Source organism: Desulfobotulus mexicanus (genome assembly GCF_006175995.1).
GTDB classification, from domain to species: domain Bacteria; phylum Desulfobacterota; class Desulfobacteria; order Desulfobacterales; family ASO4-4; genus Desulfobotulus; species Desulfobotulus mexicanus.
Genome location: NZ_VDMB01000027.1, coordinates 12,363 through 37,432, shown reverse-complemented (window position 1 = coordinate 37,432; position 25,070 = coordinate 12,363). Strand labels below are relative to the sequence as shown.

Annotated in this window: 14 protein-coding genes; 4 read left to right on the top strand and 10 right to left on the bottom strand. The window is 49.3% G+C overall.

Going from position 1 to position 25,070, the window contains the following annotated elements; translation table 11 throughout:
* On the bottom strand, nt 1–252 hold a 252-nt coding region (locus FIM25_RS14790), incomplete at its 3' end, for a hypothetical protein (RefSeq protein WP_139450633.1).
* A gap of 474 nt (nt 253–726) precedes the next feature.
* On the opposite strand from FIM25_RS14790, the gene FIM25_RS14785 reads away from it, so the two are divergent.
* Entirely contained in the window at nt 727–1,518 is a 792-nt protein-coding gene (locus tag FIM25_RS14785) for an Rpn family recombination-promoting nuclease/putative transposase (protein WP_139450632.1), read from the top strand.
* The gene (locus tag FIM25_RS14780) at nt 1,502–1,831 is read left to right on the top strand and encodes an RpnC/YadD family protein (protein WP_139450631.1); all 330 of its coding nucleotides are present in this window, start codon (nt 1,502–1,504) and stop codon (nt 1,829–1,831) included. Before FIM25_RS14785 ends, FIM25_RS14780 begins: the two co-directional genes overlap by 17 nt.
* 336 nt (nt 1,832–2,167) lie before the next feature.
* On the opposite strand, the gene FIM25_RS14770 is transcribed toward FIM25_RS14780, so the two are convergent.
* The 5 genes from FIM25_RS14770 to FIM25_RS14750 all read right to left on the bottom strand — a co-directional run bounded on the left by FIM25_RS14770 (nt 2,168) and on the right by FIM25_RS14750 (nt 14,631).
* Nucleotides 2,168–3,685 carry a Fic family protein gene (locus FIM25_RS14770; protein ID WP_139450630.1) on the bottom strand — a complete coding sequence of 506 codons (1,518 nt, stop codon included), beginning with the start codon at nt 3,683–3,685 and terminating at the stop codon, nt 2,168–2,170.
* Nucleotides 3,686–3,766: 81 nt separating this feature from the next.
* The gene (locus FIM25_RS14765; protein WP_179953423.1) at nt 3,767–4,393 is read right to left on the bottom strand and encodes a PAS domain-containing protein; all 627 of its coding nucleotides are present in this window, start codon (nt 4,391–4,393) and stop codon (nt 3,767–3,769) included.
* 60 nt (nt 4,394–4,453) lie between these two features.
* On the bottom strand, nt 4,454–7,201 hold the full coding sequence (locus tag FIM25_RS14760; protein WP_139450628.1) for a response regulator: 2,748 nt from the start codon (nt 7,199–7,201) through the stop codon (nt 4,454–4,456).
* 176 nt (nt 7,202–7,377) lie between these two features.
* Nucleotides 7,378–10,899, bottom strand: a complete 3,522-nt coding sequence (gene nifJ, locus FIM25_RS14755; RefSeq protein WP_139450627.1) for a pyruvate:ferredoxin (flavodoxin) oxidoreductase — start codon at nt 10,897–10,899, stop codon at nt 7,378–7,380.
* A gap of 531 nt (nt 10,900–11,430) precedes the next feature.
* Nucleotides 11,431–14,631 (bottom strand): EAL domain-containing protein, encoded by a 3,201-nt coding sequence (locus tag FIM25_RS14750; protein ID WP_179953422.1) that lies wholly within the window; start codon nt 14,629–14,631, stop codon nt 11,431–11,433.
* 457 nt (nt 14,632–15,088) lie between these two features.
* Here FIM25_RS14750 and FIM25_RS14745 point away from each other — a divergent pair, with 457 nt between their 5' ends.
* Both FIM25_RS14745 and FIM25_RS14740 read left to right on the top strand, forming a co-directional pair.
* On the top strand, nt 15,089–19,315 hold the full coding sequence (locus tag FIM25_RS14745) for an acyl-CoA dehydratase activase (RefSeq protein ID WP_139450625.1): 4,227 nt from the start codon (nt 15,089–15,091) through the stop codon (nt 19,313–19,315).
* A 432-nt stretch (nt 19,316–19,747) separates the two neighbouring features.
* Nucleotides 19,748–22,627 carry a DEAD/DEAH box helicase gene (locus FIM25_RS14740; protein WP_246052221.1) on the top strand — a complete coding sequence of 960 codons (2,880 nt, stop codon included), beginning with the start codon at nt 19,748–19,750 and terminating at the stop codon, nt 22,625–22,627.
* A gap of 116 nt (nt 22,628–22,743) precedes the next feature.
* Here FIM25_RS14740 and mtnN read toward each other — a convergent pair whose 3' ends face one another.
* From mtnN to FIM25_RS14720, 4 genes are all read right to left on the bottom strand, one after another.
* Complete coding sequence (mtnN, locus tag FIM25_RS14735) at nt 22,744–23,451, bottom strand: 5'-methylthioadenosine/S-adenosylhomocysteine nucleosidase (RefSeq protein ID WP_139450624.1); 708 nt, start codon at nt 23,449–23,451, stop codon at nt 22,744–22,746.
* Between the two features lie 74 nt (nt 23,452–23,525).
* Nucleotides 23,526–23,726, bottom strand: coding sequence for a hypothetical protein (locus tag FIM25_RS14730; protein ID WP_139450623.1), 201 nt, complete (start codon nt 23,724–23,726; stop codon nt 23,526–23,528).
* Between the two features lie 75 nt (nt 23,727–23,801).
* Nucleotides 23,802–24,344, bottom strand: a complete 543-nt coding sequence (locus tag FIM25_RS14725; protein WP_179953421.1) for a C-GCAxxG-C-C family protein — start codon at nt 24,342–24,344, stop codon at nt 23,802–23,804.
* Between the two features lie 415 nt (nt 24,345–24,759).
* Nucleotides 24,760–25,068, bottom strand: a complete 309-nt coding sequence (locus FIM25_RS14720; protein ID WP_139450621.1) for a hypothetical protein — start codon at nt 25,066–25,068, stop codon at nt 24,760–24,762.
* Nucleotides 25,069–25,070: the final 2 nt, after the last annotated feature.

The window sequence follows — 25,070 nt, the reverse complement described above, 5'->3', positions numbered from 1 at the left end:
GTCCATGGCTTCCGGATCTGCGGACATATCCTGCCGCCCCATACCCATAAAAGCCTGAAGCTGCATACGCATCCTGTCCAAAACAGTCTGCAGGGAAAGCTTTGGGTCGGTCTTTGAGTCACCCTTTTCTTCCAGCCCCCGGGCTTTTTCAAGAAAAGTATCAAAATCCATTCCACCACTGCCCTGGTTACCAGACCGGGAGGGCATGAAACCCTTTTCAAAAGACATGGCTGGTGCTGGAGAAAAAATCATGGGGGCTTCCTTTCTTCCGGGTAAAAGATCTCTGACCAAAACAAACAGGATCCCGAAGCTTGCCTGTTTTTCTTTTAGCAATCCATGTGCCACCCCTCAAAAAAGGAGAAAGGCCTTGATTTAAAAAGATTAATATGACTGACACTACAATCTTTATGCCGCTGCTGAAACAAAAAAGGCAAATCTTTCCTCCGCAACCCGGAAAAAAAAGCCGGATACATATCCTCCCGGCAGGTAAGGAACAGAGCCTACCAAACATGAGGCCATGGCACACTTCATGCTTAATGTGTTACCAACGGAAAATCCTGCCCGTTGTAAACCGTTTTTTCCGTTCAACAACGAAGCTGAAGAGGTGACCATGAAGATCTTCCACCGTACCCATACCTGGTACGGTCATCCCTGCCGCCTGCCATACTTGAGGAACTGGATCTGGGTACCCTGAAGGAGGAAAAGGGTTCTTTTTTGGGTTAGGAGCTGTCAGAGTATTTTTCTGATCTGCTTTACAGCTGTCAGTTCAAAGGTACGCTGATTCGTATAGCTCTGCTTTTTGAGCATAAAAGCTATGTGGATAATGATCTTCCTTTTCAGATTCACTTATACACGGGTGGTTTTTGGGAACGCTGCCGTAAGCAGAAAATAGAACGCACCCCTATTATTCCCATAGTGATCTATAATGGAGAAAGAAAATGGCAGCCAGGTCTTCTCAGTGACTGTTTTAAAGACCTGCCTCCCATGATCAAGCCCTTCATCCCGGATTCAGAGTATGTTTTTGTGGATCTTTCAAGCTGGCAAGATGAGGATATCAAAGAGAAGCTCTTTGTAATGGTTTCCATGAAGTTCTGTATGCTCATTTTTAAGAACATTTTTCATCCAGAGAAGCTGAAAGACAACATAAAGGAATATTTTGAGCTGGCATCCTCTTTGTTTGAAGATGAAGATGGTCTTAAGATCATCAAAAATGCCATAGAGTACATTTTTAAATCCACAGATCTTCAGCCTGAATATGTGGCTGAGACGATAGGTAGTGTAAGCCTGAAAGGAAAGGAGCTTGCCATGACTACAGCGGAAAGACTGATGAATGAAGGCCGTAATGAAGGTGTCTATAGCGAGAAGTACCAGACGATCATGAACCTTCAGAAATACAAGATGAAGCCTGAAGAGATAGCGGATATTACGAGTCTCACCCCTGAGAAGGTCAGAGAAGTTCTTGCTGCCGGTGACAAAGGTCTGGATCTGCTCATAGGCGATAATGCCACCAAACAATAGTCCTGTACCTGACGGCTCCACAGATCTTCAGCCTGAATATGTGGCTGAGACCATAGGTAATGTAAGCCTGAAAGGAAAGGAGCTTGCCATGACTACAGCGGAAAGACTTATAAACGAAGGTATGATGATGGGCCGTAATGAAGGTGTCTATAGTGAGAAGTACCAGACGATCATGCGTCTTTCAAAGTTGAATCTTAAGCCAGAAGACATAGCCGAGGGTGCTGGACTTACCCCCGAAAAGGTCAAGGAAGTCCTTGCTGCCGGTGACAAGGGTCTGGATCTGCTTATAGGCGATAATGCCACTAAGCAATAGTCCTGTACCAAGGGCCTTCAGCTCATTGAGTGGCTTCTCAACTCCTTATGATGTCCTGCGGGAGATTGTTCTAAACGTTTTGGTGCTTCGAGATTATGGTGTCCCTGCTCCGATTCAGATACGAGTCTATGAACATAAGATGAAAATCTGGAATCCTGCGGTTTTACCAGAGGAATGGACCCTTGAAACATTATACTCCGTATGGTCATTCTTGATACATGGGGCAATCTTGAAACGATAAGGTGGACCCCTAAGTCAAGATCAGCTAATGGTTTTGATATCAGTTAGTACAAACTTTCGGGTAGGGAAAAGAGCTGGGAAACATAGGGTTTTCGTTTATGGATTTTTTTTGTTCATAGTATCAAGTAGCAACTTGCCTTTTTCCGTAAGGCGGTATTTTTGTTTGCTGCTTTTTGGTTTATCCGGAAGGGTCATTTCAATATATCCGGCTTCCAATGCAGGGCGGAGATAAAGTTTTTCAAAACTGTCCCTGCCTACAAGATCCAATTCAGCCATCAGTTCTTTTCGGCTCATATCATGAGAAACTGTCTTGAGTAGTTTTTCAACTTGCCCTGTGACTTGCCCTGTGACTTGCCCTGTGACTTGCCCTGTGATTTCGGCTGTTTCCTTGGTATCTTTGTCAGCAGTACACAGAATTTTTGTCAGTTTTGCAGGGTTTCCGCCATACTCCGGTACGGAGATGATAACTTTGAAAATATCCCCTTCAATGAGCTTTGGATCTGCGCCCCCATATTTTTTTCCGTAGAGCATCATCTTGCGCATACCGGAACCCAGCTCATCGGCTCGGTCTATTTCACGGAAAAAAGCACTTAAAATCGGATTTTTCTGAAAAGGTACCGCTTTTTCCGGATCCAGCAGGCCAAAACCATGGGGTTTGCAGGGGTTTTCTGCCACAACCCGGCCATATTCAATGATCAGGCGTGAGGAGGCTCCGCTGGCATATTCCCTGTGGATGAGCATGTTGGAGGCCACTTCTCGGAAAATCACATCCCGTAGACTGCGGCGTTCAATGCCTTCCAGATGAAAAGGGTCGGGCAGGTGTTTTCTGACGAAGGCCAGAATACGCTCATAGCTTTCAATGAGATTGGTGCGTACCAGATCCCGGTCATCATAACGGTCAAGGTTTACCTTTCTTAAAATCAGGTCTGTACGGTGGGCAGGACAGACCTGCAGAATCAGGTTGTCTGTCCCAAAGAGCATGACGCCTGCCCTTGTTATGCCGGATCTTCCGCTTTTCGGGTCTGCCTGGAGGAGCTGGGCGCTTTTCAGAAGCTCCGGATCTCCCATTTCCGCCCATGGATGGCCGGGATAATTGATGCGCAGGTATTTACGGCAGCGATCCAGCAGATCAAGGCGCAGATCTTCAGGCTGTATCCATGGATAGACTTTGTTTTCACTGTAACTTGCCTGCTTTCTAAGATAAAGCTGGGCCACCTGAACGGTGGGGTCTGTAATATCCAGATCGCCATCTTCATTGCGATCATAAATTCTGCCCCTGCACCGGTGCACCTGTGAGCTTTCCGGTACATAAATACGTAAAACCTTCCTGTTTTCCACTTCCTCTTCATGGATGGAAAGCCAGGCTGGCGGATACAGCTTCTGGGGGTTGTTGATGGCCGTTGCAAAATCTTTTCGGATCTGGGCAATGGCATCCGGCATAATGCCCTGAATGGTTCCATTATCCTGTACACCCAGAAGCAGGGTGCCCCCATGCCGGTTAAGAAAGGCGCAGACCGTTTCATAAACATCCCGGTTCAATTGATTCCGGCAGGTTTTGAATTCCAGGTCCAAAGCCTCTCCCTTTGCAATGAGTTCTTCTATGGGTTCCGGCATCAGGTATTTCCTTTTTGTTCAGCCTGATTATTGATTTTTATATCAGAGATGCTGATCTGGTTCATGTACTGGGGTGTTTTTTCAGTCAAACTCCGGATACAGGGTGGAGATGCAGTCCGGGCAGATACCGTGGGAGATTCTTTCGGGGAAAGCTTTATCGAATTCATGGGGAACCCTTACCCAGAGCAGCTCTTCAATGCGGAAACGCTGGCACACGGAGCAGAGTGTGACAATGTGTTCTGCGCCACTGGCAGGGGAAGGCAGGCGCTGGCGTATCTGGGATAAATAACCTGCATCCTTTGCTTTTTCTTCCATTTCCAAACCAAGGTTAATCACAATTCCTCGCAGCCGGAGCGGTTTGTTGTTTTCATCCCGGTCTATGGCGTATCCCCGGTCCATGTACCAGGTATATGTGCCATCCTTTCTCAGGATACGGTAGTCGATCTGATAAAGGGGAGCGCGGTTTTCCAGATGATCCCGCATGGCCTGCATGGTCCGTTCAAAATCCATGGGATGGAGGAGTTCTGTAAATGCCTGATACCCCACATCGGTGAAATCTTTGGGGTCATAACCCAGCATGGTGACTTTCAGGTCATTGCAGATGACACGGTTGATGCGGATATCCCATTCCCACCAGGCAAACTGGGAGTGGATGAGTTCCTTTTCCATGAAGGCGTCCAGTTTTTCCATAAAATCAGTTCCTCCCATTGTCTTCTCCCTTATATTGATATGCTGAACGGCCATGTGTTATGGCCATCATTAAAAACATCATGCCAAGGGGCCGTTTACCTCAATTTTTTCCATGAGCCGTCTGAATTCTTCTTCCAGAAGAAACATCAGTGTTTCAAAGGTCTGAGGGTTTTTCTTTTCCACGGCTGCCTTTTCCATAGCTGAAGCAGCTTTCGCAAGGGCGGTACAGGAGGCATTGAGTCCCATGCCGTATATGGTGTGGGCCTGCAAGCGGATTTTTTCCAGATCCTTCTCCTGAATTCCCTGCCCCAGTTCATGCATCCTCATGGGCAGGGACTGAATTACTGTCCCTATTATTACCTTCACCAGATCCTCATCATTCATCATTCTTTGCATCAGTTCCTGTTCATTGAAAATATGATGATCTTTCCCCTTAAAAATTTCTGATCCGTCAGGTTGATCTGTTTCTACAGGCTTTTCTTCATTCAGCACAGGCAGCCATTTTTTAAGGACAAGGGCAAGCCTTTCCGGGTTCACGGGTTTTGTGATGTAGTCGTTCATGCCTGCCTGCAGGCATATGGCCTGATCCTGGCTCATGGCACCGGCGGTCATGGCAAGGATGGGAAGGGGCGAAAGCAGATTTGATTTTTCAGCTTCCATTTTCCGTATCTGTTTTGTGGCTTCAAGGCCATCCATCTGCGGCATCTGTACATCCATAAGAATCAGATCGTATGGAATAGTCCTCAGGGCTTCCAGCACTTCAAGGCCATTGGCCGCCACATGCACCTTCAGCCCCATTTTTTTAAGCATGCCAAGGGCAACCTCCTGATTGGTGATGTTGTCTTCGGCCAGAAGAATACGACCGGAAAAACGGGGAAGGTGCTGTAGTTGAAAGCGTTTCTGATGAATATGATGGCAGGTGATTATGGCGTTATCCGCAGATCCGGAAGAAGGTCTGGCCATTACGCTTTGCAGTATTTCAAGCAGTTCACATCTGCGTATGGGTTTGCTGATGTAAGCCGCAAAGCCCAGTTTTTCAAAAAGCTGCACATCGCCGAACTGATCCATGGATGTGAGAATCACAAGGGGAATTCCGGAGAGCAGCGGATTGGATTTGATGGCTTTTCCAAGATCTTTGCCGTCCATGCCGGGCATCTGCATGTCTGTTATGACAAGATCAAAAGGATTAGTTCTTTGGAAGGATTCGGAGAGGGCGCTGAGCGCGGAGTGAGCCTCACTTATCAGGGTGGGGTATGCCCCCCAGCTTCGGAGATTTTTACCTAGAATTTCAAGGTTGGTGGCGTTGTCATCCACCACAAGAATTTGAAGGCCGTTCAGTTTTTCAGGGATCAGGGGCTTTTGGTTTTCCTGCTGTTCCTGAAGTGGAAATACGGCGGTGAACCAGAATGTGGTTCCTTCGCTTTCTTTGTTGTAAACTCCGATTTCTCCTCCCATCATTGTGACAAGTTGCTTTGAAATGGCAAGCCCCAGACCTGTTCCGCCAAACTGTCGGTTGGCTGCAGTCTGTACCTGGGAAAATTTCTGAAAGAGTTTGTGTACCTGATCTTCGGGTATGCCAATGCCCGTATCTCGGATGGAAAAAAGAAGGCATACTTTTCCCTGAAGTTTTTCTGGAGAGGATAGTGGTAAGTTGGATGGCATTTTTTCAGGCTCCGAAAGGGCCACCCTGACCTCAATTTCTCCTTGTTGGGTAAATTTGATGGCATTGCCAGCCAGATTGTTGAGAATCTGACGTAAACGGCCCGCATCGCCTCTTAACCATAAAGGTACATCCGTTTCTGCGTGGCATATGAACTCCAGGCCTTTCTGATGGGCCTGCATGGCCATGGTCATGGCAAAATCATCCAGCAGGGATTCAAGGTTGAAGTCCAGAAGGTCCATATCCAGCTTACCCGCTTCAATCTTGGAAAAATCCAGAATATCGTTGATCAGTGCCAGCAGGTTTTCTCCACTTTTCTGTATGGTGCTCGCATAGTGCTGCTGTTCGGGATTAAGCGGTGTGTCCAGCAGAAGTTCCGTCATGCCGATGACTCCGTTCATCGGGGTACGGATTTCGTGGCTCATGTTGGCGAGGAACTCACTTTTGGCCAGGGTGGCCTGCTCTGCCACCAGAAGGGCTTTATCCAGGGCTGCATTTTTAGTTTTCATTTCTATGGCATAGGCCTGAACTTTTTCCTCAGCCTGCTTTCTCTCTGTAATGTCTGTCATGTAAATGAAAACACCCTTATGATCGCCATTTTCTGTCTGATGGGGCATGGCAGAGATCAGAAGCCAGCGGGGTGCTGTATCCCCGGTATCTTTAACACCCATGAGAGCTGTCTGCATCGGTATACCTGATCGTAAAATATCTGAAAGTGGATTTTTTTCTTCGGGAAAAGCTTCTCCGTTTTCCCGGAAGGCCAGCCAGTCCGGTGGAATGGGTTCATGCCCCTGCATCTGAGCAGGGCTGAGGCCGGAGAGTTTTTGTGCCGCAGGATTACAGTCAATGATTCTGCCGCCGGAATCCAGATAAATGAGACCTTGCCCCATTTTTTCAAAAAGGCTGCGGTAACGATCCATACTTGTGCTGAGTCGGCGGATCTGCAGGTGCAGGTTTTGTAAAGATTCGGTTTTTTGAGGCACATTTTCTTTTTGCTTAAAAAATTCCATGGCTCCGGCGAGAAATTCATTTTTCCATTCCATTATGGTATCCGGAGACAGGCTGAAGCGCCGGGCAATTTCTTCAATACCGTCTTCGTTTCTGATGGCGGCAAGGCTTACGCTAAGCTTAAAATCTGCACTGTATTCTTTGCTGTACATCACCATTGCAGGCTCCTTTTTATTGCTTAAAAAGAAGTTTAGCACATAGTTTTTCCTTTGGGGATAGCATATCTGAGATTTTACATCGCTGATACAGATAAAAAAGGGGACTCAGCATCAGGCTGAATCCCCTTCATTTTTTTCTGCATCCGGGAAGTTTTAAGGCCTCCCGGAATAAAGCTTTACTCTGCGCTGCCTTTGGCATCAGCCATGTACTTCAAGGCTGCATAACGCCTGTTGTACTGATCTTCAATGGAAGCCCTGAGTTTTTTAGACTCTTCTGGGAAAGTTTTTTCCAGTACGGCAAAACGGTTTTCACCGGAGAGGAATTCCTGCAGGGTTCCGTCCGGAGCCTTACATTCCAGAACAAAGGGATTCTTGCCCTCTTCTTCCAGCAGGGGATTGAAGCGGTAAAGCGGCCAGTAACCTGATTCTACGGCCAGCTTCATTTCTTCCTGAGTCTTGCCCATACCCTTTTTGATGCCCTGATTGATGCAGGGGGCATAGCAGATTACAATGGAAGGTCCGGGGTAGTTTTCTGCTTCCACAAAGGCTTTAAGCACCTGCTGCTTGTTGGCACCCATGGATACGGARGCTACATACACATAGCCGTAGCTCATCATCATGCGGCCAAGGTCTTTTTTGGCCGTTTTCTTGCCGGATGCGGCAAACTTTGCAATGGCACCCGTAGGYGTTGCCTTGGAAGACTGACCGCCGGTGTTGGAGTAAACTTCCGTATCCATGACAAGGATATTGATGTCTTCTCCTGAAGCCAGAACATGGTCAAGGCCGCCGAACCCGATGTCATAGGCCCAGCCGTCACCACCGAAGATCCAGTGGGATTTTTTCACAAAGAGGTCTGCCTGATCCAGGATCTGATCGATGATATCATGGGCAGGGGCCGTTGCCAGGGCAGCTTCCATGCGGCGTCCTGTTACAGCGGACTGCTTGCCGTCCCACATGGTATTCAGCCATTCCTGCATGGCGGTTTTAATGTCAGCATCCAGATCCAGTTCAAGGGCTTCAGTTACAAGCTGGGCTATGCCTTCACGACGGTGCTTGACGGCAATCATCTTGCCGTAGCCGAACTCAGCTGCATCCTCAAAGAGGGAGTTACCCCAGGTGGGTCCGTGTCCGTCTTCATTGGTGCAGTAGGGTGCGCTGGGCGCACTGCCGCCCCAGATGGAGGAACATCCCGTGGCGTTGGAGATGAACATGCGCTCACCAAAGAGCTGGGTGAGAAGTTTTACATAGGGTGTCTCGCCACAGCCTGCGCAGGCACCGGAGAACTCCATGAGGGGCTGAACAAACTGGGAGCCTTTTACGGATTCCCTGTTCATAATGCCGGTCTTGAAGGGCACGGTGAGGGAGAACTCGTGGTTGGGTACTTCCACTGCAGTCTGGGTTTCCAGGGGCTTCATGACCAGAGCCGGAGTTTTGGCGGGGCAGATGTCCACACAGTTACCGCAGCCGTAGCAGTCAAGGGTGTTGACCTGAATGCGGAACTTCATGCCTTCCAGCTCTTTGCCCTTGGCTTCCATGACTTTAAAGTCTGCGGGGGCACCTTCCAGCTCGTCATCTGTGGCGAGAATGGGGATGATGGCTGCATGGGGGCAGACATAGGAGCACTGGTTGCACTGGATGCAGTTATCCATGATCCATTCGGGTACGGCGATGGCAACACCGCGTTTTTCATAAAGGGTGGTGCCTACGGGGAAGACGCCGTCGGGAGAGAAGGCTGATACGGGAAGGTCATCACCTTTCTGGGCGAGAATCGGGCGCATGACATTCTGGATGAATTCGGGCTCGTCCCTGTCTCCTGCGGTTCCGCTGACCGCCGTTGCCCATGAAGCGGGAACGGGTATTGCAACCAGAGCATCCAGAGCCTTTTCCACGGCTTTAATGTTCATGGAAACGATGGCCTCACCCTTGTTGCCATAGGTTTTGGCAATGTCTTTTTTAAGGAGATCAATRGCTTCTTCAAAGGGCAGTACGCCGGAAAGCTTGAAGAAGGCGGTTTGCATAACCATGTTGATGCGGTTACCAAGGCCGATTTCAGAGGCGATTTTCACGGCATCTATGGTGTAAACCTTGATGTTTTTTKCTGCAATGGTMCGGCGCATATCYGCAGGCAGCTCATTTTCCAGCTCTTCWGCTGTCCAGTGGGTGTTGAGCAGGAAGGTGCCGCCGTCCATAATGCCATCCAGYACATCATAAAGCTGTACATAATTGGYTTTRTGTACAGCCACAAAGTCCGGGGTGTTGACAAGGTAGGTGGACTTGATGGGGGTTTTACCAAAACGAAGATGGCTGACGGTGATGCCGCCGGATTTTTTGGAGTCATAGGAGAAGTATGCCTGAGCATAAAGATCCGTATGGTCGCCGATAATCTTGATGGCGGTTTTGTTGGCACCTACGGTACCATCGGAACCAAGGCCGTAGAACTTGCAGCGAACCGTACCTTTGGGAGCGGTATCAATCTGCTCTTTTACCTCAAGGGAGGTGTGGGTCACATCATCKGTKATGCCGATGGTGAAGTGGTTTTTGGGGGCAAAGCCCTTCATGTTGTCATAAACGGTTTTAACCATGGAGGGTGTGAATTCCTTGGAACCCAGACCATAGCGTCCRCCCACGATACCGGGGGCTTCGCCGTGCTCCATGAAGGCAGTGCAGACATCAAGGTARAGGGGCTCACCAATGGCACCCGGCTCTTTGGTGCGGTCGAGTACGGTGATGCGCTCTACAGTGGAGGGCAGGGCAGCAAGGAAGGCCTCGTTCACAAAGGGACGGTAGAGACGAACTTTGATAAGACCTACGCGTTCGCCTTTTTCAAGGAGATAATCAATGGTCTCTTCAATGGTTTCACAGGCAGAACCCATGGCAACAATTACACGTTCCGCTTCGGGATGACCCACATAATCAAAGAGATTGTACTGTCTTCCCGTAAGTGCGGAGACCTTTTTCATGTAGTCTGTAACCACATGGGGCAGTTCATCATAGAATATGTTGCAGGCTTCACGRCCCTGGAAGTAGATGTCCGGGTTCTGGGCAGTACCGCGGATTTCAGGATGCTCGGGGTTCATGGCATGGTGCTTGAACTCTGCTACTGCTTCACGGTTCACAAGCTTTGCCATGTCTTCATAATCAATGGCTTCAATTTTCTGAACCTCATGGGAGGTACGGAAGCCGTCAAAGAAGTGGAGGAAGGGTATTCTTCCTTCAATGGCTGCAAGGTGGGCAACCAGAGCCATGTCCATGGCTTCCTGCACGGAATTGGAACAGAGCAGGGCAAAGCCTGTCTGACGACAGGCCATGACATCCTGATGATCCCCGAAGATGGAAAGGGCATGGGCTGCCACGGCACGGGCCGTTACATGGAAGACTGTGGGCAGAAGTTCGCCTGCCATTTTGTACATGTTGGGGATCATGAGCAGAAGACCCTGGGATGCCGTGAATGTGGAAGTGTATGTTCCTGCGGCAAGGGCTCCGTGTACGGCACCGGCTGCACCGGCTTCGGACTGCATCTGGCGTACGGTTACAGCCTGACCAAAGATATTTTTTCGTCCGTCTGCTGCCCAGGCATCGGCAATTTCACCGATGGGGGAAGAGGGGGTAATGGGATAAATAGCGGCCATGTCACTGAAGGCATAGGCCACGTGAGCTGCTGCGGTATTGCCGTCGATGGTCATCATTTTTTTAGACATCAAAATTCTTCCCTTTGTTTAATGTTTCCCGTTCTGGTTTTTTTGTGTTCCACAGCGTCAGGAAGGGGCCGGAATGATCTGGAAAATAAAAACCTCTGTACAAAATTGAAGGCGGGTCTGCGCCCCTGGGATCCGGTCTGGCGGAGGATTGCTCCTTGCGTCATAAGAACCGGATTTTTTTGTGCAGAAGAGACTTTCCTTTGCTTTCCGACCTGATCTTCCCTCAGATACGCCTGCTGACCGGGGGGCCACCCGGACACACAGCAGGCGGGACTGTCCATGCTGAAGATGAAAAGATGAAACAAACTGAAAACCATTGTGAGAAAATCTTATAATATTACCGTATTTCCCAGTTAAAATTTTTAAAAATCCTTTATAGCATGTTCGTAATCAGGAAATATAGTATGAAGTGGCCGAACTTGTAAAGAATAATTTTATAATGATTTTTTTAAGAAAAGATCCGTAATTATTGGGGTAAACGATGTTTGTTCGGATGGGCTTGCTTTCGGTGGTATGGGGTGGATTTAAGTATCATAGTACGGTCATGGGCCTGATTCCTGCATTCTGGTCAATCAGGTAGCGGAAGTCTTCGGGCAGAAGGGGTTTGGAGAAAAGATAGCCCTGCATCATGTCACAATTTTTGCTGCGCAGAAAGTCAAGCTGCTCTTCGGTTTCTACACCTTCGGCCACAACCTTGAGTCCAAGGTTGTGGGCCAAAGAAAGGATGGAGAGAACTATGGAGGCATCATCCTTATTGCCTGGGATTTCCTGTATGAAGGATTTATCAATTTTGAGCACCTGTATGGGGAAGCGCTTCAGGTAGCTTAAAGAAGAATATCCTGTACCGAAGTCATCAATGGCAAAGCGGATGCCCATGCGGTTGAATCTGGAGAGGGTTGCTATGGCAGCTTCCGCATCCTGCATGATGATACTTTCCGTGAGTTCCAGTTCCAGCTGTTCCGGCCGCAGTCCTGTTTTTTTAAGAAGGGCATCGATTTCTGCCGTCAGTTCCTGCTGCTTAAACTGGGAGGCGGAAATATTGATGGCAATGGAAAGGTCATGGAATCCCCTTTCCTTCCATATCACGGCTTCCTGCATGGCTTTTTCCAGTACCCAGGAACTGATGGGAAGAATCAGGCCGGTTTCTTCGGCAATGGGGATGAAGGTCATGGGAGAAACGGGAGGACCATTGGAGGGTTGCCAGCGTAAAAGGGCCTCTGCGCCGATGATTTTTCCGGAATAAAGATTTACCTTGGGCTGATAAACCAGATGCAATTCATTGTTTTCAAGGGCTTTTCTGAGCTGGCTTTCCATGTCCATGCGATGGATGGCAAGGGAGTTCATTTCCGGAGAAAAGAGGGTAAAGGTATTTTTGCCTGTCTGCTTGGCCCGGTACATGGCTGTTTCGGCATTTTTAATGAGGATTTCTTCATTTTTTCCGTCATCGGGAAAGATGGCAATGCCCATGCTGAGGGAGGCATAATATTCCCGTTCTTCCAGATCAAAGGGTTTTTCCAGGGTTTCACGTATTCTGCGGGCAATATGAATGGCGGCCTGGGAATTCTGAATAAGGGGGCTTGCAAGAATAAATTTGTCTCCGGCAAAGCGGGCCAGAATTTCATCTTCCTCCAGCATGAAGGTGAGTCGTCTGGCAATTTCTTTGAGGATGCGGTCGCCTGTCAGGTGTCCCAGGGAATCGTTTACAGTTTTGAAATTATCGATATCCAGAAAGAATACGGCAATTTTTTCTTTCTGGTCTTTTGCATGGGCAAGGCTTCTTTCCAGTTGTTCCGTGAGTAGCCTTCGGTTGGCAAGGCCGGTCAGGGCATCATAAAAGGTCTGAAAATGAAGGGCTTCTTTACTGGTTTTCAGCTCACTGATATCATGGAAAACTGCCATGTATCGGATAGTTTTACCTTTCTCATTGGGAATGCCCGTGATGGCCAGCCACTGGGGATAGGTTTCTCCATTTTTTCTTCGGTTCCATATCTCTCCGCTCCACTCTCCTTTTTCCAGAAGGGCTTGCCATACTTTTTTATAAAAACCGGGAGGATGAACATCGGATTTTAGAATTCTTGGGTTCTGTCCCATGACCTCTTCAGGGCCATAGCCCGTGATGGCTGTGAAGGCCGGATTGATCCTTTCGATGTTCATGTCCGCATCCGTGATGCAGATACCTTCAATGGTATTTTCAAAAACCGTATCCGAAAGTAGCAGCAAGCGTTCGTAGGCTTTTTTTTCGGTGATCTCATGCCCGTAAAGATACCATGCCTTTCCGTCGGAAAGGGGACTTGCCGTAAAAAGAAATACCCGGTCAGCAACTTCCGCCTCGACTGAGCCGCATTCCTTTGTCCGGGTACATCCCCGGACAATTTTATGCCAGGGTTCAGGGATGATTTTTCCTATGGAAAGGTTTTCTCCGCTAAGCTGTTCCACGGCGGCCCTGTTCATGTAGTCCAGTGTATAATCTTTTTTAATACGCATTACAGGGTTAGGGTTTTCATCGGGAAAACGGGCCAGTGCTCTGGCCTTTTCTTCGGATTCCCTGCGCTGGGTGATTTCCCTTTGCAGGGTGTTTCTTCCCCTTTGTATATATTCCATGAAGTGGTTGAAGCAGCGCGCCAGTTCACCGGATTCCCCACCTGCAAGGATAGGGGCGCGTATGGAAAAATCTCCTTTTTCAGCTTCCTGCATGGTGCGCACAAGGCTTTCAATGGGCTTTGTGATGGATCTGCCAAGCAATATTGTCAGGGGAATCAGGGCAATAATGCAGAGAAAAAAGCCTGCGGCAAGGGTCTGTCCGAGATTTTTTAAGGGCCTGTTAAATTCTTCCATATAACCGGTTGCGGCCACCACAAGGTCCAGTTCCGGTATATGGGCGGATAGGACGATCTTTTCCCGAGGGGCTGGCTCACCGGGGTGCTGCCAGGAATAATAATGGGTGGTGTGGCGGGTATTGAGAATTTTGCGGATGATGGGTCTTCCTTCACTGTCCAGCCATTCTTCAATGTTCTGGGGCTCATAGATGGGGTGGATCAGCAGTTCACCCTTAGTATCCAGCAGCATTGCATAGCCGGTTTCTCCGAACTTTAAATCCTCAATGGATTTTCTGAAATCTTCCACCCGCAAAAGATCCCGGAATTCTTCCCTGTAGGAAGATGCGGAAACAATCCAGTCCCATGGTTCAAAATATCCCATGTGCAGGGCCTTGGGCCGTGTTTTGGTTTCTCCGGGATTTTTCCAGTCGTATTCTATATAGCCGTCTTTGTTTTTTTTCTGAAACCTTACAAATTCAAAGTGGGACATGTCTTCCCCCACAAGACTTTCATCCATGTGGTGTTGAAGAATCCCCCCACTGTTCAGTACATAGACATAGCCCGTATGCCCTATGGGCTGACTGTGAAAAAAGGAGCGGGCCTGATTTTTTGCCTCTTCCTCAGAAAGGTTTCCTTCAATGACTTCTGTCTGCAGGGTATGGAGGAAGCGGATATTGGTTTCCACCACCGTGCGCAGATGATTTCTGATGGAAACATTCCCGGCAGTGCGTACCAGATTATGGATGGTGCCCGTGGTACTTTCAAATGTGTTGCGGATGTGGTTTTCTATGGTGATGCGCAGAAGGGTGTGGGCACCTAGGCCTGCCAGGCTGAGGGCAATGATGAAAGCTGTCAGATAACTGACCAGCATGCGGTTGCGTATGGGAAGATTCTGGAAATGCCGGATAAAGGACATGGGAAAGCCTGTCTGGTAATGGTGGGAAACTAATAGTCCATCACATGGGAAAGCCTGATTACTGTAATTCATTGTTCAATTTCAAATAATAAATCAAAGCATAAATTGGTGGCAGTGATTTGTCAATTTGCAAGATGATCCATGTTCATTTTTTAAAAAAAAGAAATAATTGTAAAATATATGTTTGTCCGCAGGAACCTTCCCCACCCTTGCACCTTTTATGGTTTCAGTGATAATCAAGGTAATGGTGCATGGTTTTTTAAAGCTCCATTTTTGGGTCTGGCTGGAGAAGTCGGGTGTCAAGAACAGTCTGCTGGTGATTTTCCTTTTTTCCGCTTGAAGACTTCCCATAGAACCTTATTTTAACTTGTAGCATACATTGATTTTGTCCGGTTAAGAAGATTCAGGGAGCTGTCTTCCCTTTTTACCGTATGTTCCATAAGGAGGTTGTATCCTGATGCATACCAATGATTCCTGGGTACTCGGCGTGGATGTGGGTTCTGTGTCCATCGGCATGGCCCTTGTGGCCCAAGATGGCAGAGTCGGACACACGGCCTACTGTTTTCACCATGGTGAGATTATTGCAGGTCTTGAGGCTCTTTTCAAAGAGTTCAGCGGGGATCGTCCCCTTGCTGTTGTGACAACGGGACGGGCTCAAGGGTATTTTGATGCTCAGGGACATTTTGATGAAAGGGTGGCCTTGATCGCTGCTATTCGTCAGCGATACCCTAAAGCCAGAACAGTTCTGGTGGTGGGCGGAGAAACCTTTGGTCGGGTTCTTTTTGATGAAGAGGGTGAGTATCAGAGTTACAGGGGAAATACTTCCTGTGCCGCAGGTACGGGAAGTTTTCTGGATCAGCAGGCAGGCCGTCTGGGCTTTAGCGGTGCGGCACAGTTGGCGGAGATGGCCGATTCTTATAAAGGTGAAACGCCTAAAATTGCTTCCAGATGTGCGGTTTTTGCCAAAACAGATCTGATCCATGCCCAGCAGGAGGGCTATTCCCAGGCGGGTATCTGCGATGGTCTCTGTGAGGGGCTTGCCCATAATGTTGTGGACACAGTACTTTCAGACGGCTCATGGAAAGGGCCTGTGGTCATGGCGGGGGGTGTTGCAGCCAATGCTGCAGTACGGCGGCATATGGAAAAACTTGCGGGTGAAAAATTCATCCTTGATCCCATGGCCCACCTTCTGGGTGCCATTGGTGCTGCCCTGCATTATCACAGCTTCAGGCAGTCTGCTGATACCGCAGCAGCAGGAGTATGGCCACCTGCTCTTCATCTCCGCAGGGAAAAGAAAGGGACCATCACCCATTATGACCCTCTGACCCTTCAGTTTTCTCCATGGCCGGAGTTCGGAGGGCTGCGTTCCTATATTTTCCATCCTGTACAGAGCGAAGGACCGGATGTGGAAGTGGAGCTTTACGAGCTTCCTGAATCCTTTGGGGACAAGGCCCATATCATGGGTGTGGATATCGGGTCCACAAGTACCAAGGCTGTTTTGATTACAGCCGAAGGGGAAGTTTCTGCTGGTTTTTATACAAGAACCCAGGGCAGACCTGTGGCGGCCATATGTTCCATTCTGGAAGCCCTTGACGGTCTTCGCCGCGAATCCGGTATTTCCCTTCCTGTTAGAGCCTGTGCCACCACGGGCTCGGGAAGAAAATTTGTAGGCGGTATTCTTGGGGCCGATCTGGTTCTCGATGAGATCACAGCCCATGCAAAGGCGGCCTGCAGCCTGAATCCTTTGGTGGATACCATCATTGAAATCGGTGGTCAGGATGCCAAGTTCACCACCCTGAAGGACGGCCGGGTAACCAGTTCCATCATGAACAATGTCTGTGCCGCAGGTACCGGGAGTTTCATAGAGGAGCAGGCTCAGAAACTGGGGGTTGCCATCCGGGATTACGCCAGTCTTACGGATGGTGTTGCAGCACCCCTTTCCAGTGACCGCTGTACGGTATTCATGGAAAGGGATCTCAACCATTATCTTGCGGAAGGCTGTTCCGTGGAAGAGGTGCTGGCCAGTGCCCTGCATTCGGTGCGGGAGAACTATCTTCTCAAGGTGGCCACGGAAAGCCGTATTGGTGAGGTGATTTTTTTCCAGGGTGCCACAGCCAGAAACCGTTCTCTGGTAGCGGCCTTTGAACAGCGTTTGAAAAAGCCCATTCTGGTGTCCCGTTACTGTCATCTTACGGGTGCCCTTGGTGCTGCCCTTGCCCTGAGTGAGGCTATGCCTGATACCTCGGCCTTCAGGGGCGTGGAAATTTATAAAAATCCCATTCCCATAGAAACGGAAGTCTGTACCCTCTGCACTAACCATTGCAAACTCACCGTTGCAGAGGTGTCAGGGGCCAGGGTAGCCTATGGTTTTCTCTGTGGGCGGGATTATGAAACCGAAAATTATGTAAACAGCAACCGCTCAGGTTTTTCCCTTAAAAAAGCCCGTCAGAAAGCGCTTCGGTTCACTCCTTCCGTCACGGCAGAAGAGGAGGTGTCCATAGGAATTCCTGCTGCTTTGCATCTCTATGAAGATCAGGGATTCTGGAAGGTCTTTTTTGACCGCCTCGGTTTTCCCGTCAAAAGCAGTGAGGACTATACAGAGGGTGTGCGCAGCGGCAAGGTGCTGGCTGGTGCGGAATTCTGTGCGCCCATGAGTGCCATGCACGGCCATGTGGTATGGCTGCTGGAAAAAACGGACTACGTTTTTCTTCCCTTTTATTTTGAGGAACGCAGCTCCGAGAAGGCCATGCGCCGCCAGTATTGTTATTATACGCAGTTTGCACCTTCTCTGGCTTCCCTGATGGACCCTGACCGGGTACTGCGTCCCACGGTGCGTTATCTGTATCCGGATTTCCATACCAAGATGGAATTATACCGGATGCTTCGCCGTATCAGCCGCAGGGACATCGGTTTCCTTGAGGTGTCCAGGGCCTGGGATGCGGCCACCCGTCATCAGGAGGAGTGTAAAAAGAGTCTCCGGGAGATAGGAGAGAAGGCAAGGCAGGGGGATGATATCCGGGTACTCCTTCTGGGACGGCCTTACAATGTACTGCCCGCATGGTCCAATAAAGGCATTCCTGAAATATTTGAATCTCTGGGTGTCCGGCCCTTTTTCCAGGACATGCTGGGTCACAGGGAGAAAAAGGACACGGCCATCCAGTCGCTGCTGGAAACTGTTCACTGGCGTTATGCGGCCCGTATTCTTGCGGCAGTGGAAGAGTCGGCCCGGATTCCGGGCTTGTATCCGGTATTTGTGACGGCTTTCAAATGTTCACCGGACAGTTTTATTCTCGATTATGCCAAAGCTATTCTGGAAGCATGGGATAAGCCCTATCTGGTGCTGGAGCTGGATGAGCATGATTCCAGTGTGGGCTATGAAACCCGCATTGAGGCCGCCATCCGGGCCTTCCGTAATCACCATGAAGGAAACAGACTTCCTGCAGCTCCCCCTGTGCTGAAAGGCGTGAATCCGGATATTGCCACCGGTATTGAGGGTAAAACTCTGGTGCTGCCCAACTGGGATCCTGTAACCTGTCGTCTTCTGGCAGCCAATCTGAGGCGGGAGGGTCTGCGTGTGGTGGTGCTGGAGGAGAGCGATGCAGCCATTCGCCGGAGCCTGCGTTTTAATACAGGCCAGTGCATCCCCGTGAATGCCATTGCCGAAGAATATGTGGAGGCCATTGACAGGCATGGTCTGAATCCTGAAGATACCGTACTCTGGATGATGAATTCGGATATTGCCTGCAATATCAAGCTTTATCCCCATCATATCAAAACTCTGCTGGCCCGCTACGGCGAAAAATATGGCAGGGCAGGGGTTTATGTGGGGGAGCTTTCCTTTCTGGAAGTTTCCATGCGTTCGGCTTTCAATACTTATTTTGTATATCTCTTCGGAGGGCTTTTGCGTAAACTGGCCTGTAAAATCCGTCCGAGGGAAAAGCTGAAGGGAATGACCGATGCCGTACTTGAAAAGGCCATAACGGTCATGGAATCGGCATTCATGGGAGAAAAGGACAAGGAGGATGCGGCAAGGGAAGTGGCTGCCATGTTTTCATCCATCCCCCAGGAAAAGGGCGATCGGGTGAAGGTGGCAGTGTTTGGGGATCTTTATGTCCGGGACAATGATGTCATGAACCAGAATCTGGTGCGTTTCATTGAATCCCACGGTGGCGAGGTTCTGCCCACGGCCTACAGTGACTATGCCCGTATGACTGCGGAGGTTTATTTCAGGAAATGGTTCAACGAGGGCAAGTACCGTAACCTTATTTCCTACAGGCCTTTGCTGGCAACCCTTTCCCGTCTGGAATGGCGGTATTACCGTCACTTTGAGTCTCTCATCGGTGAGCCCCGGCCGGAATATGATATGCCGCCGGAGGAAATTCTTAAGGAATATGGAGTGTCCATCGAGAATACGGGTGAATCCCTGGACAACCTGCTCAAGGTTTTCTATCTTCACAGGCATCATCCGGATCTGGGTCTCTTTGTTCAGGCGAGTCCGGCCTTTTGCTGCGCTTCCCTTGTGACCGAGGCCATGGCCGGAAAGATAGAAGAAAAAACCGGTGTGCCTGTGGTATCAATTACTTATGACGGTACAGGCGGTTTCAGGAATCAGGATCTGGTTCCCTATCTGACCTTTCCCAGAAAAGCGGTGATGGGTAAAAAAATATTGAAAAAGGCCCTGTAGCCGGGGCTTTAAGGTGGTCCCAGAGGCACCATGACTGTTTGCAAGTGACGTTGCAATCGTTTCGGATCAGAGCTTCGCAGGCCTGTGCGTAAAGAATCGGCAACTGTCTGAAGTCGGCACAAAAGGCAGCAAACTAAACTTCCTATGGTAATGCAAAAGTTTAACCTGCCTGTGCCGACAAGTTTTGCCGATTCAGCACAGGGCAAGAAGCTCCCGAATAAGATTGCGTCACGGGCAAACAGACTGGCTGCCTCTGTACTTGCCTGTCATATCAAGATCTTCTAGCCTGATCATTATCTGACAACAACCGGGACGGCAAACAGTGGCCTGAGGCAAGGGAGTAATCAGAGAATATTTTGCGGGGGGCTGTCCCGGAAAACCCGCATAAAACCCTCAGGCCATCGGAGACCATAACAGAAGGCGTATTTCACCGTGGAGGAAAGAGTGGAGACTTCAGGAGATATCGCCGCCTACCTTGAGGCGCTTAAGCGCTATGGTCCTATAAAAGACAGGGTGGTGACGCACAGAAAGATTCCCGGTACAAAGGCCTCTTTCACTCCCCTCCATCCACCCCTTGCCCCTCCTCTCCGCCGTATGCTGGAAAAAATCGGAATCAGAGATCTCTACTCCCATCAGGCGGAAGCCATTAACCGGATTCGTCAGAAAAAGCATACGGTGGTGGCAACCCCTACGGCCAGTGGTAAAAGCCTCACCTACAATATTCCTGTGCTGGAACGTTTCATTGCCAATCCCGACGCAAAAGCCCTTTATCTTTTCCCCTTGAAAGCCCTGGCAAGGGATCAGAAAGAATCTTTTGCGGCCATGGCCCTTAATATGGGGGTGCTGTCTCCACCCTCAGTGGCCGTCTATGACGGGGATACTTCCTCCTATGAACGCAGTAAAATCCGCAGAAATCCACCCGCCGTAGTGATCAGCAATCCGGAAATGCTGCATCTGGCCCTTTTGCCTTTCCATGAAAAGTGGGCAGTTTTTTTCTCAGGGCTTGAAACCGTTGTCATTGATGAAGTGCATACCCTGCGGGGGGTCATGGGTTCCCACATGGCCTGGGTTTTCCGGAGGCTTCTGCGAATCTGCCGCCATTATGGGTCCAGCCCTACCTTTGTTTTCTGTTCCGCCACAATTGACAGTCCGGAAGATCTGGCCGCAAGGCTTACGGGGCTTTCCGTGGGGGCTGTTTCCGGTTCCGGAGCGGCTTCTCCGGACAAGCATTTTCTTATGCTGGACGGTATGGATGCTGGCAGCCGTATGGTTCTGGATCTGATTCATGCGGCCCTGCACAGGGGATTTCGTACTCTTGTGTACTGCCAGAGCAGGAAAATGACGGAACTGGTGGCACTCTGGGCCAACGGGCTTTCAGGAACATTCAGGGGGAAGATTGCAGCTTACAGGGCAGGCTTTCTTCCGGAAGACAGACGGGACATTGAAAAAAAGATGGGCTCCGGAGAGCTTCTGGCCGTGGTGTCCACTTCCGCCCTTGAAATGGGCATTGATATCGGAGATCTGGATCTCTGTATTCTTGTGGGGTATCCCGGCACTGTGATGGCCACATGGCAGCGGGCAGGAAGGGTGGGCCGCAGGGACAGGGAAGCGGCCATACTGCTTATTGGTGGTGAAGATGCCTTAGACCGTTTCATGCTGGGGCATCCGGATATCTTTTTTTCCATGCCACCGGAAAAGGCCATAGTGCATCCGGCCAATCCGGTGATTGCCGGACGGCACCTTGCCTGTGCCGCGGCAGAACTTCCCCTGAACCTGGACGATCCTCTGGTACTTGAGTTTTCAGGCCTCATGGATCGTATTCTGAAGGAGGGCATTGTTCTGGAAGAAGCCTGCGGCAGGCGTCTGCTTTCTCCTTTAAAATATCCCCACCGGGGGGTGAATCTGCGGGGAGGGGGGCAGCCTCTGGACATTGTGGATCTGGCAAGCGGTCATACCATTGGCGGAAGTGATGCTGTCCGCGCCATGCGTGAAGCCCATCCCGGTGCCGTTTATATTCACAATGGAGAACATTACCTTGTGGAGACACTGGATCTGGACAGGGCAAGGGTTGGGGTGCGCAGGGAAAAGGTGCATTATTTTACCCGGTCCAGAGGATTCAAAGAAACAAGGATACTGGAAATCTTTGAGACAAGAAGGGTTTTGGGAACAAGGGTGGGATTGTGTCGCCTTGAGGTGACGGATCAGATCACAGGCTATGAAAAACGTCATATCAAGGGGCAGCGTTTTTTAGGGGTGACGCCTCTGGATCTGCCGCCCCAGCTTTTTGAAACTGAAGGCATCTGGATTGAAATCCCCGAAAGGGTGGAGCAGGAGCTTATTGAAAAGCAGATGCATTTCATGGGTGGCATTCATGCCCTGGAACATGCGGCCATCGGTATGCTGCCTCTGGTGGTCATGTGTGACCGCAATGATCTTGGCGGCATTTCCCAGCCCTTTCATCCCCAGATCCAGAGGGGTTGTGTCTTTATCTATGACGGGGTAGCAGGGGGTATAGGGCTTTGCAGGGAGGCCTTTTTAAAGGCGGAAAACCTCCTTGAACGGACCCTGAATCTGGTGAAAAACTGTTTATGTGAAAGCGGATGCCCAGCCTGTGTCCATTCTCCCAAATGCGGTTCCGGCAATCGGCCCATTGATAAGGCTGCTGCGGCTTTTCTTCTGGAGCTTCTGCTCTCACCTTCAAAGGAAGTTTTGCCCGATCTGCCGGAGTTGGCTTTGATGCCGGAGGTCCGGGAGCCTTCTCCAGCCTTTGGCGGACGCTATCTGGTTCTTGATCTTGAAACCCGCAGATCCGCAGCAGAAGTGGGCGGCTGGCACAGGGCGGATCGTATGGAAGTCAGCTGTGTTGTGGTCTATGATTCTTTTGTGGATGACTGCATCACCTTTCTGGCTGAGGATGTGGATGAGCTGATTTTTCTTCTTAAGGAGGCCGACCTTGTGGTGGGCTTTAATATACTGCGCTTTGATTACAGGGTCTTGTCCGGATACACGGATTTTGATTTTTCTTCCCTGCCTACCATGGATCTTCTGGTGAAGGTCCATGAACGCCTTGGCTACAGGCTTTCTCTGGATCATCTGGGCAGGGAAACTCTGGGGGCACAGAAAAGTGCCGATGGTCTTCTGGCCCTTCAGTGGTGGAAGGAGGGGAGGCTAAAGGAAATTATAGACTATTGCCGTCAGGATGTGCTCCTGACCAGAGATCTTTATTTATATGGTGTAACAAAAGGCTTTCTGCTCTTCCGGAACAAGGCCGGCCATGGGGTGCGCCTGCCTGTGGACTTTTTGAGTGCATAGGATTCGGAGCATTGTTCATGGTATTCTTGTCTCACCTGTTGGCTTGCAGATGGTACCTGCATTGGGAAATATATGTGTCACCACTGCAGAGTATAAGAATTTTAGCAGGCTGGGATTCAGGTACTGGCTTGAAGGGACTTTTTTTCAATGATACGCATGATAAATTCAAAGGTGAAGCTGGCACTGAGATCGGCGCTTTCCTTTTCAAAGAAAGAAAAATCTTCAAGGGAGTCTTCATTGGCATGGTCACAGATGGTCCTGATGCAGACAAAGGGGACTTGATTGATAAAGGCCGTGTGTGCGATGGCAGCACTTTCCATGTCCACACAGTCCGGTCTGTGGGCCTCCTTGATTTTTCTTTTTTCTTCAGGGTCTTTGATAAAACGTTCACCGCTGACAATCTTTCCTGATTTTACCCTTCCTTCTTCATATTCCTGTCCCATGGCATCCAGCTCTTTGAAAGCCTTTTCATCGGGTAAAAAGGAGACCTGATATGGGAAACAGTGCTTCATTTGCCCACTGCTCACATCATGGTAGCCCAGTTCCCTTGCGATAATAATATCCCCGATTCTGTTGTTTTCATGCATGCTACCCGCAATGCCTGTAATGATGAGAAGATCCGGCTGAAAAAGGGTGATGGCATGCTGGCTGATGGCCGCAGCGTTGACCTTTCCAACACCGCACTGAACAAGATAAATTCCAGCATGGTTCATTTCTCTGAAATAGTAATCCATGCTGTTCAGAGTTCCTGATTTTTCTGCCTTAAGCCTGAAGATCAGACCTTCTATTTCCGTATGCATTGCTGCAACAACAAGTAGTTTCATCTTTGTTTTCCGGTGCTTATTTTTTGTCTGTCCTGTCAGAATACCTGAAATACCAGCAAGCTGTAAGCATCATACTATTCCATGGGTTCATCCTGCCTGCCCTGTACGGACACCATGGACTCAGGTATAAGATAGCTTCTCATTTTTGAAGCAAAATAAATCAGAAGCCAGATGTCATCCTCTGTTCTGTTGCCCCGTCTGCCAACAACCCTTCCCTGACAACCGTTAAAGGGATGACCCGGATGATTAACCATGACAACTGTCTGCAGTTCCATCATTTTATTCCTTCCCAAGCCTGCTTCCTTTAACGGTTTTTCATCAGTTTTTAAGTTTGTGAGCCTCAGGTCTGCTCAGTCTCTCAGATTTTCCACATTCTCACCAAAGGGTTGGCTGGCAAGCTCATCTTTGTCCGAGAGGATGAGGTCAGCTGCAATACCTGCTGTCTCTGTGATGATTTCACGGCAGTACAGGGCATGGTCGCGGCACAGCCATTCCGACTCCCATTTTCCTGCCAGTTCCCTGCACAGGGTATGGCCGAATTTTTCTTTGAAACGGTTGGGAATCTGATTGAAAATTCTGTATATGCCGGGTTTGCCATAAAGCTGTTCCTTAGACCGTTTTGCTATCTCTTTCTGATCATCTCCTGCTGGAAGCTCTGTTCTGCCATGTACGGCACTCACGGCCATGACAGCACCGACAAGGGCTCCGCAGGTATCTCCGAAAAGGCCTATACCTCCACCGAATCCTGTAGCGCATCTTTTGGCATCCACATGCATCCCCGTATCCGCCAGGGAAAAAACGGCTTCTGTGATGCATTCAGCGCAGTTATATCCAAGGGAAAAGTTTTTTCTGGCTCTCTGGCGGATCTTCTCTGTCAATTCTTCCTTTTCCATGATGATTCCTCCATGATTATACATTCTCAAGGTTTTAAACAGTTGTAATTATTGAGCACATTTTATCTTGAAAAATTGTTTATTAATTTCAGAATCCTGGTTCCAGAAAAAGACAACCGGGCTGTTTGTGAGTGACATTGCAATCGTTTCGGATCAGAGCTTTGAAGGCCTGTGCGAAAGAAGCGGCAAACTGTCTGAGCCGCCACAAAGGCAGCGTGCTTAAGCCTACCATGGTAATAAAAAAGCATATCCTGCCTGTGGCGGGGAGTTTTTGCCGCTTCCGCATAGGGCAAGAAGCTCTAAGAATAAGATTGCGTCATGAACAAATGGCTTGGTTGTCTATGCATCTGATTGAAGGTATTCGATTTGTCAAAGGAAAATTGTGCTGAACAGTTACAAGCAGTTTTAAAAAATGCTATGGTCTTTTGGGAAGAAAGGGGAAAAAAACGTATTCCTTATCCTGTACCTGAAATATGGCCCGATCCTCCTCATTTTCCGTAAGTTTTCCTTCAATGATACGCTTGCATCCGAAATCATGGAAAAGGATCTGGTGGGTGGGCATGACCTCTTCGCTGACACCCTGATCCCTGTAGGCTTTCTGCTGTTCTTCGGGAGAAAGTTTGCGTACCCGTAACTGCTGACACCGTTCACGGGTTTCTTCGTTGTTCTGGCGGATGGCAACAACATAGTTTCCGTAAGATTTTATGGGCATTCTGATTTCCATGT

Coding starts and splice junctions, on each gene's coding strand:
- FIM25_RS14780 (WP_139450631.1), top strand. CDS start 1,502: ATGCCACCAAACAATAGTCCTGTACCTGACGGCTCCACAGATCTTCAG.
- FIM25_RS14770 (WP_139450630.1), bottom strand. CDS start 3,685: ATGCCGGAACCCATAGAAGAACTCATTGCAAAGGGAGAGGCTTTGGAC.
- FIM25_RS14765 (WP_179953423.1), bottom strand. CDS start 4,393: ATGGGAGGAACTGATTTTATGGAAAAACTGGACGCCTTCATGGAAAAG.
- FIM25_RS14760 (WP_139450628.1), bottom strand. CDS start 7,201: ATGGTGATGTACAGCAAAGAATACAGTGCAGATTTTAAGCTTAGCGTA.
- FIM25_RS14750 (WP_179953422.1), bottom strand. CDS start 14,631: ATGTCCTTTATCCGGCATTTCCAGAATCTTCCCATACGCAACCGCATG.
- FIM25_RS14745 (WP_139450625.1), top strand. CDS start 15,089: ATGCATACCAATGATTCCTGGGTACTCGGCGTGGATGTGGGTTCTGTG.
- mtnN (WP_139450624.1), bottom strand. CDS start 23,451: ATGAAACTACTTGTTGTTGCAGCAATGCATACGGAAATAGAAGGTCTG.
- FIM25_RS14730 (WP_139450623.1), bottom strand. CDS start 23,726: ATGGAACTGCAGACAGTTGTCATGGTTAATCATCCGGGTCATCCCTTT.
- FIM25_RS14725 (WP_179953421.1), bottom strand. CDS start 24,344: ATGGAAAAGGAAGAATTGACAGAGAAGATCCGCCAGAGAGCCAGAAAA.
- FIM25_RS14720 (WP_139450621.1), bottom strand. CDS start 25,068: ATGGAAATCAGAATGCCCATAAAATCTTACGGAAACTATGTTGTTGCC.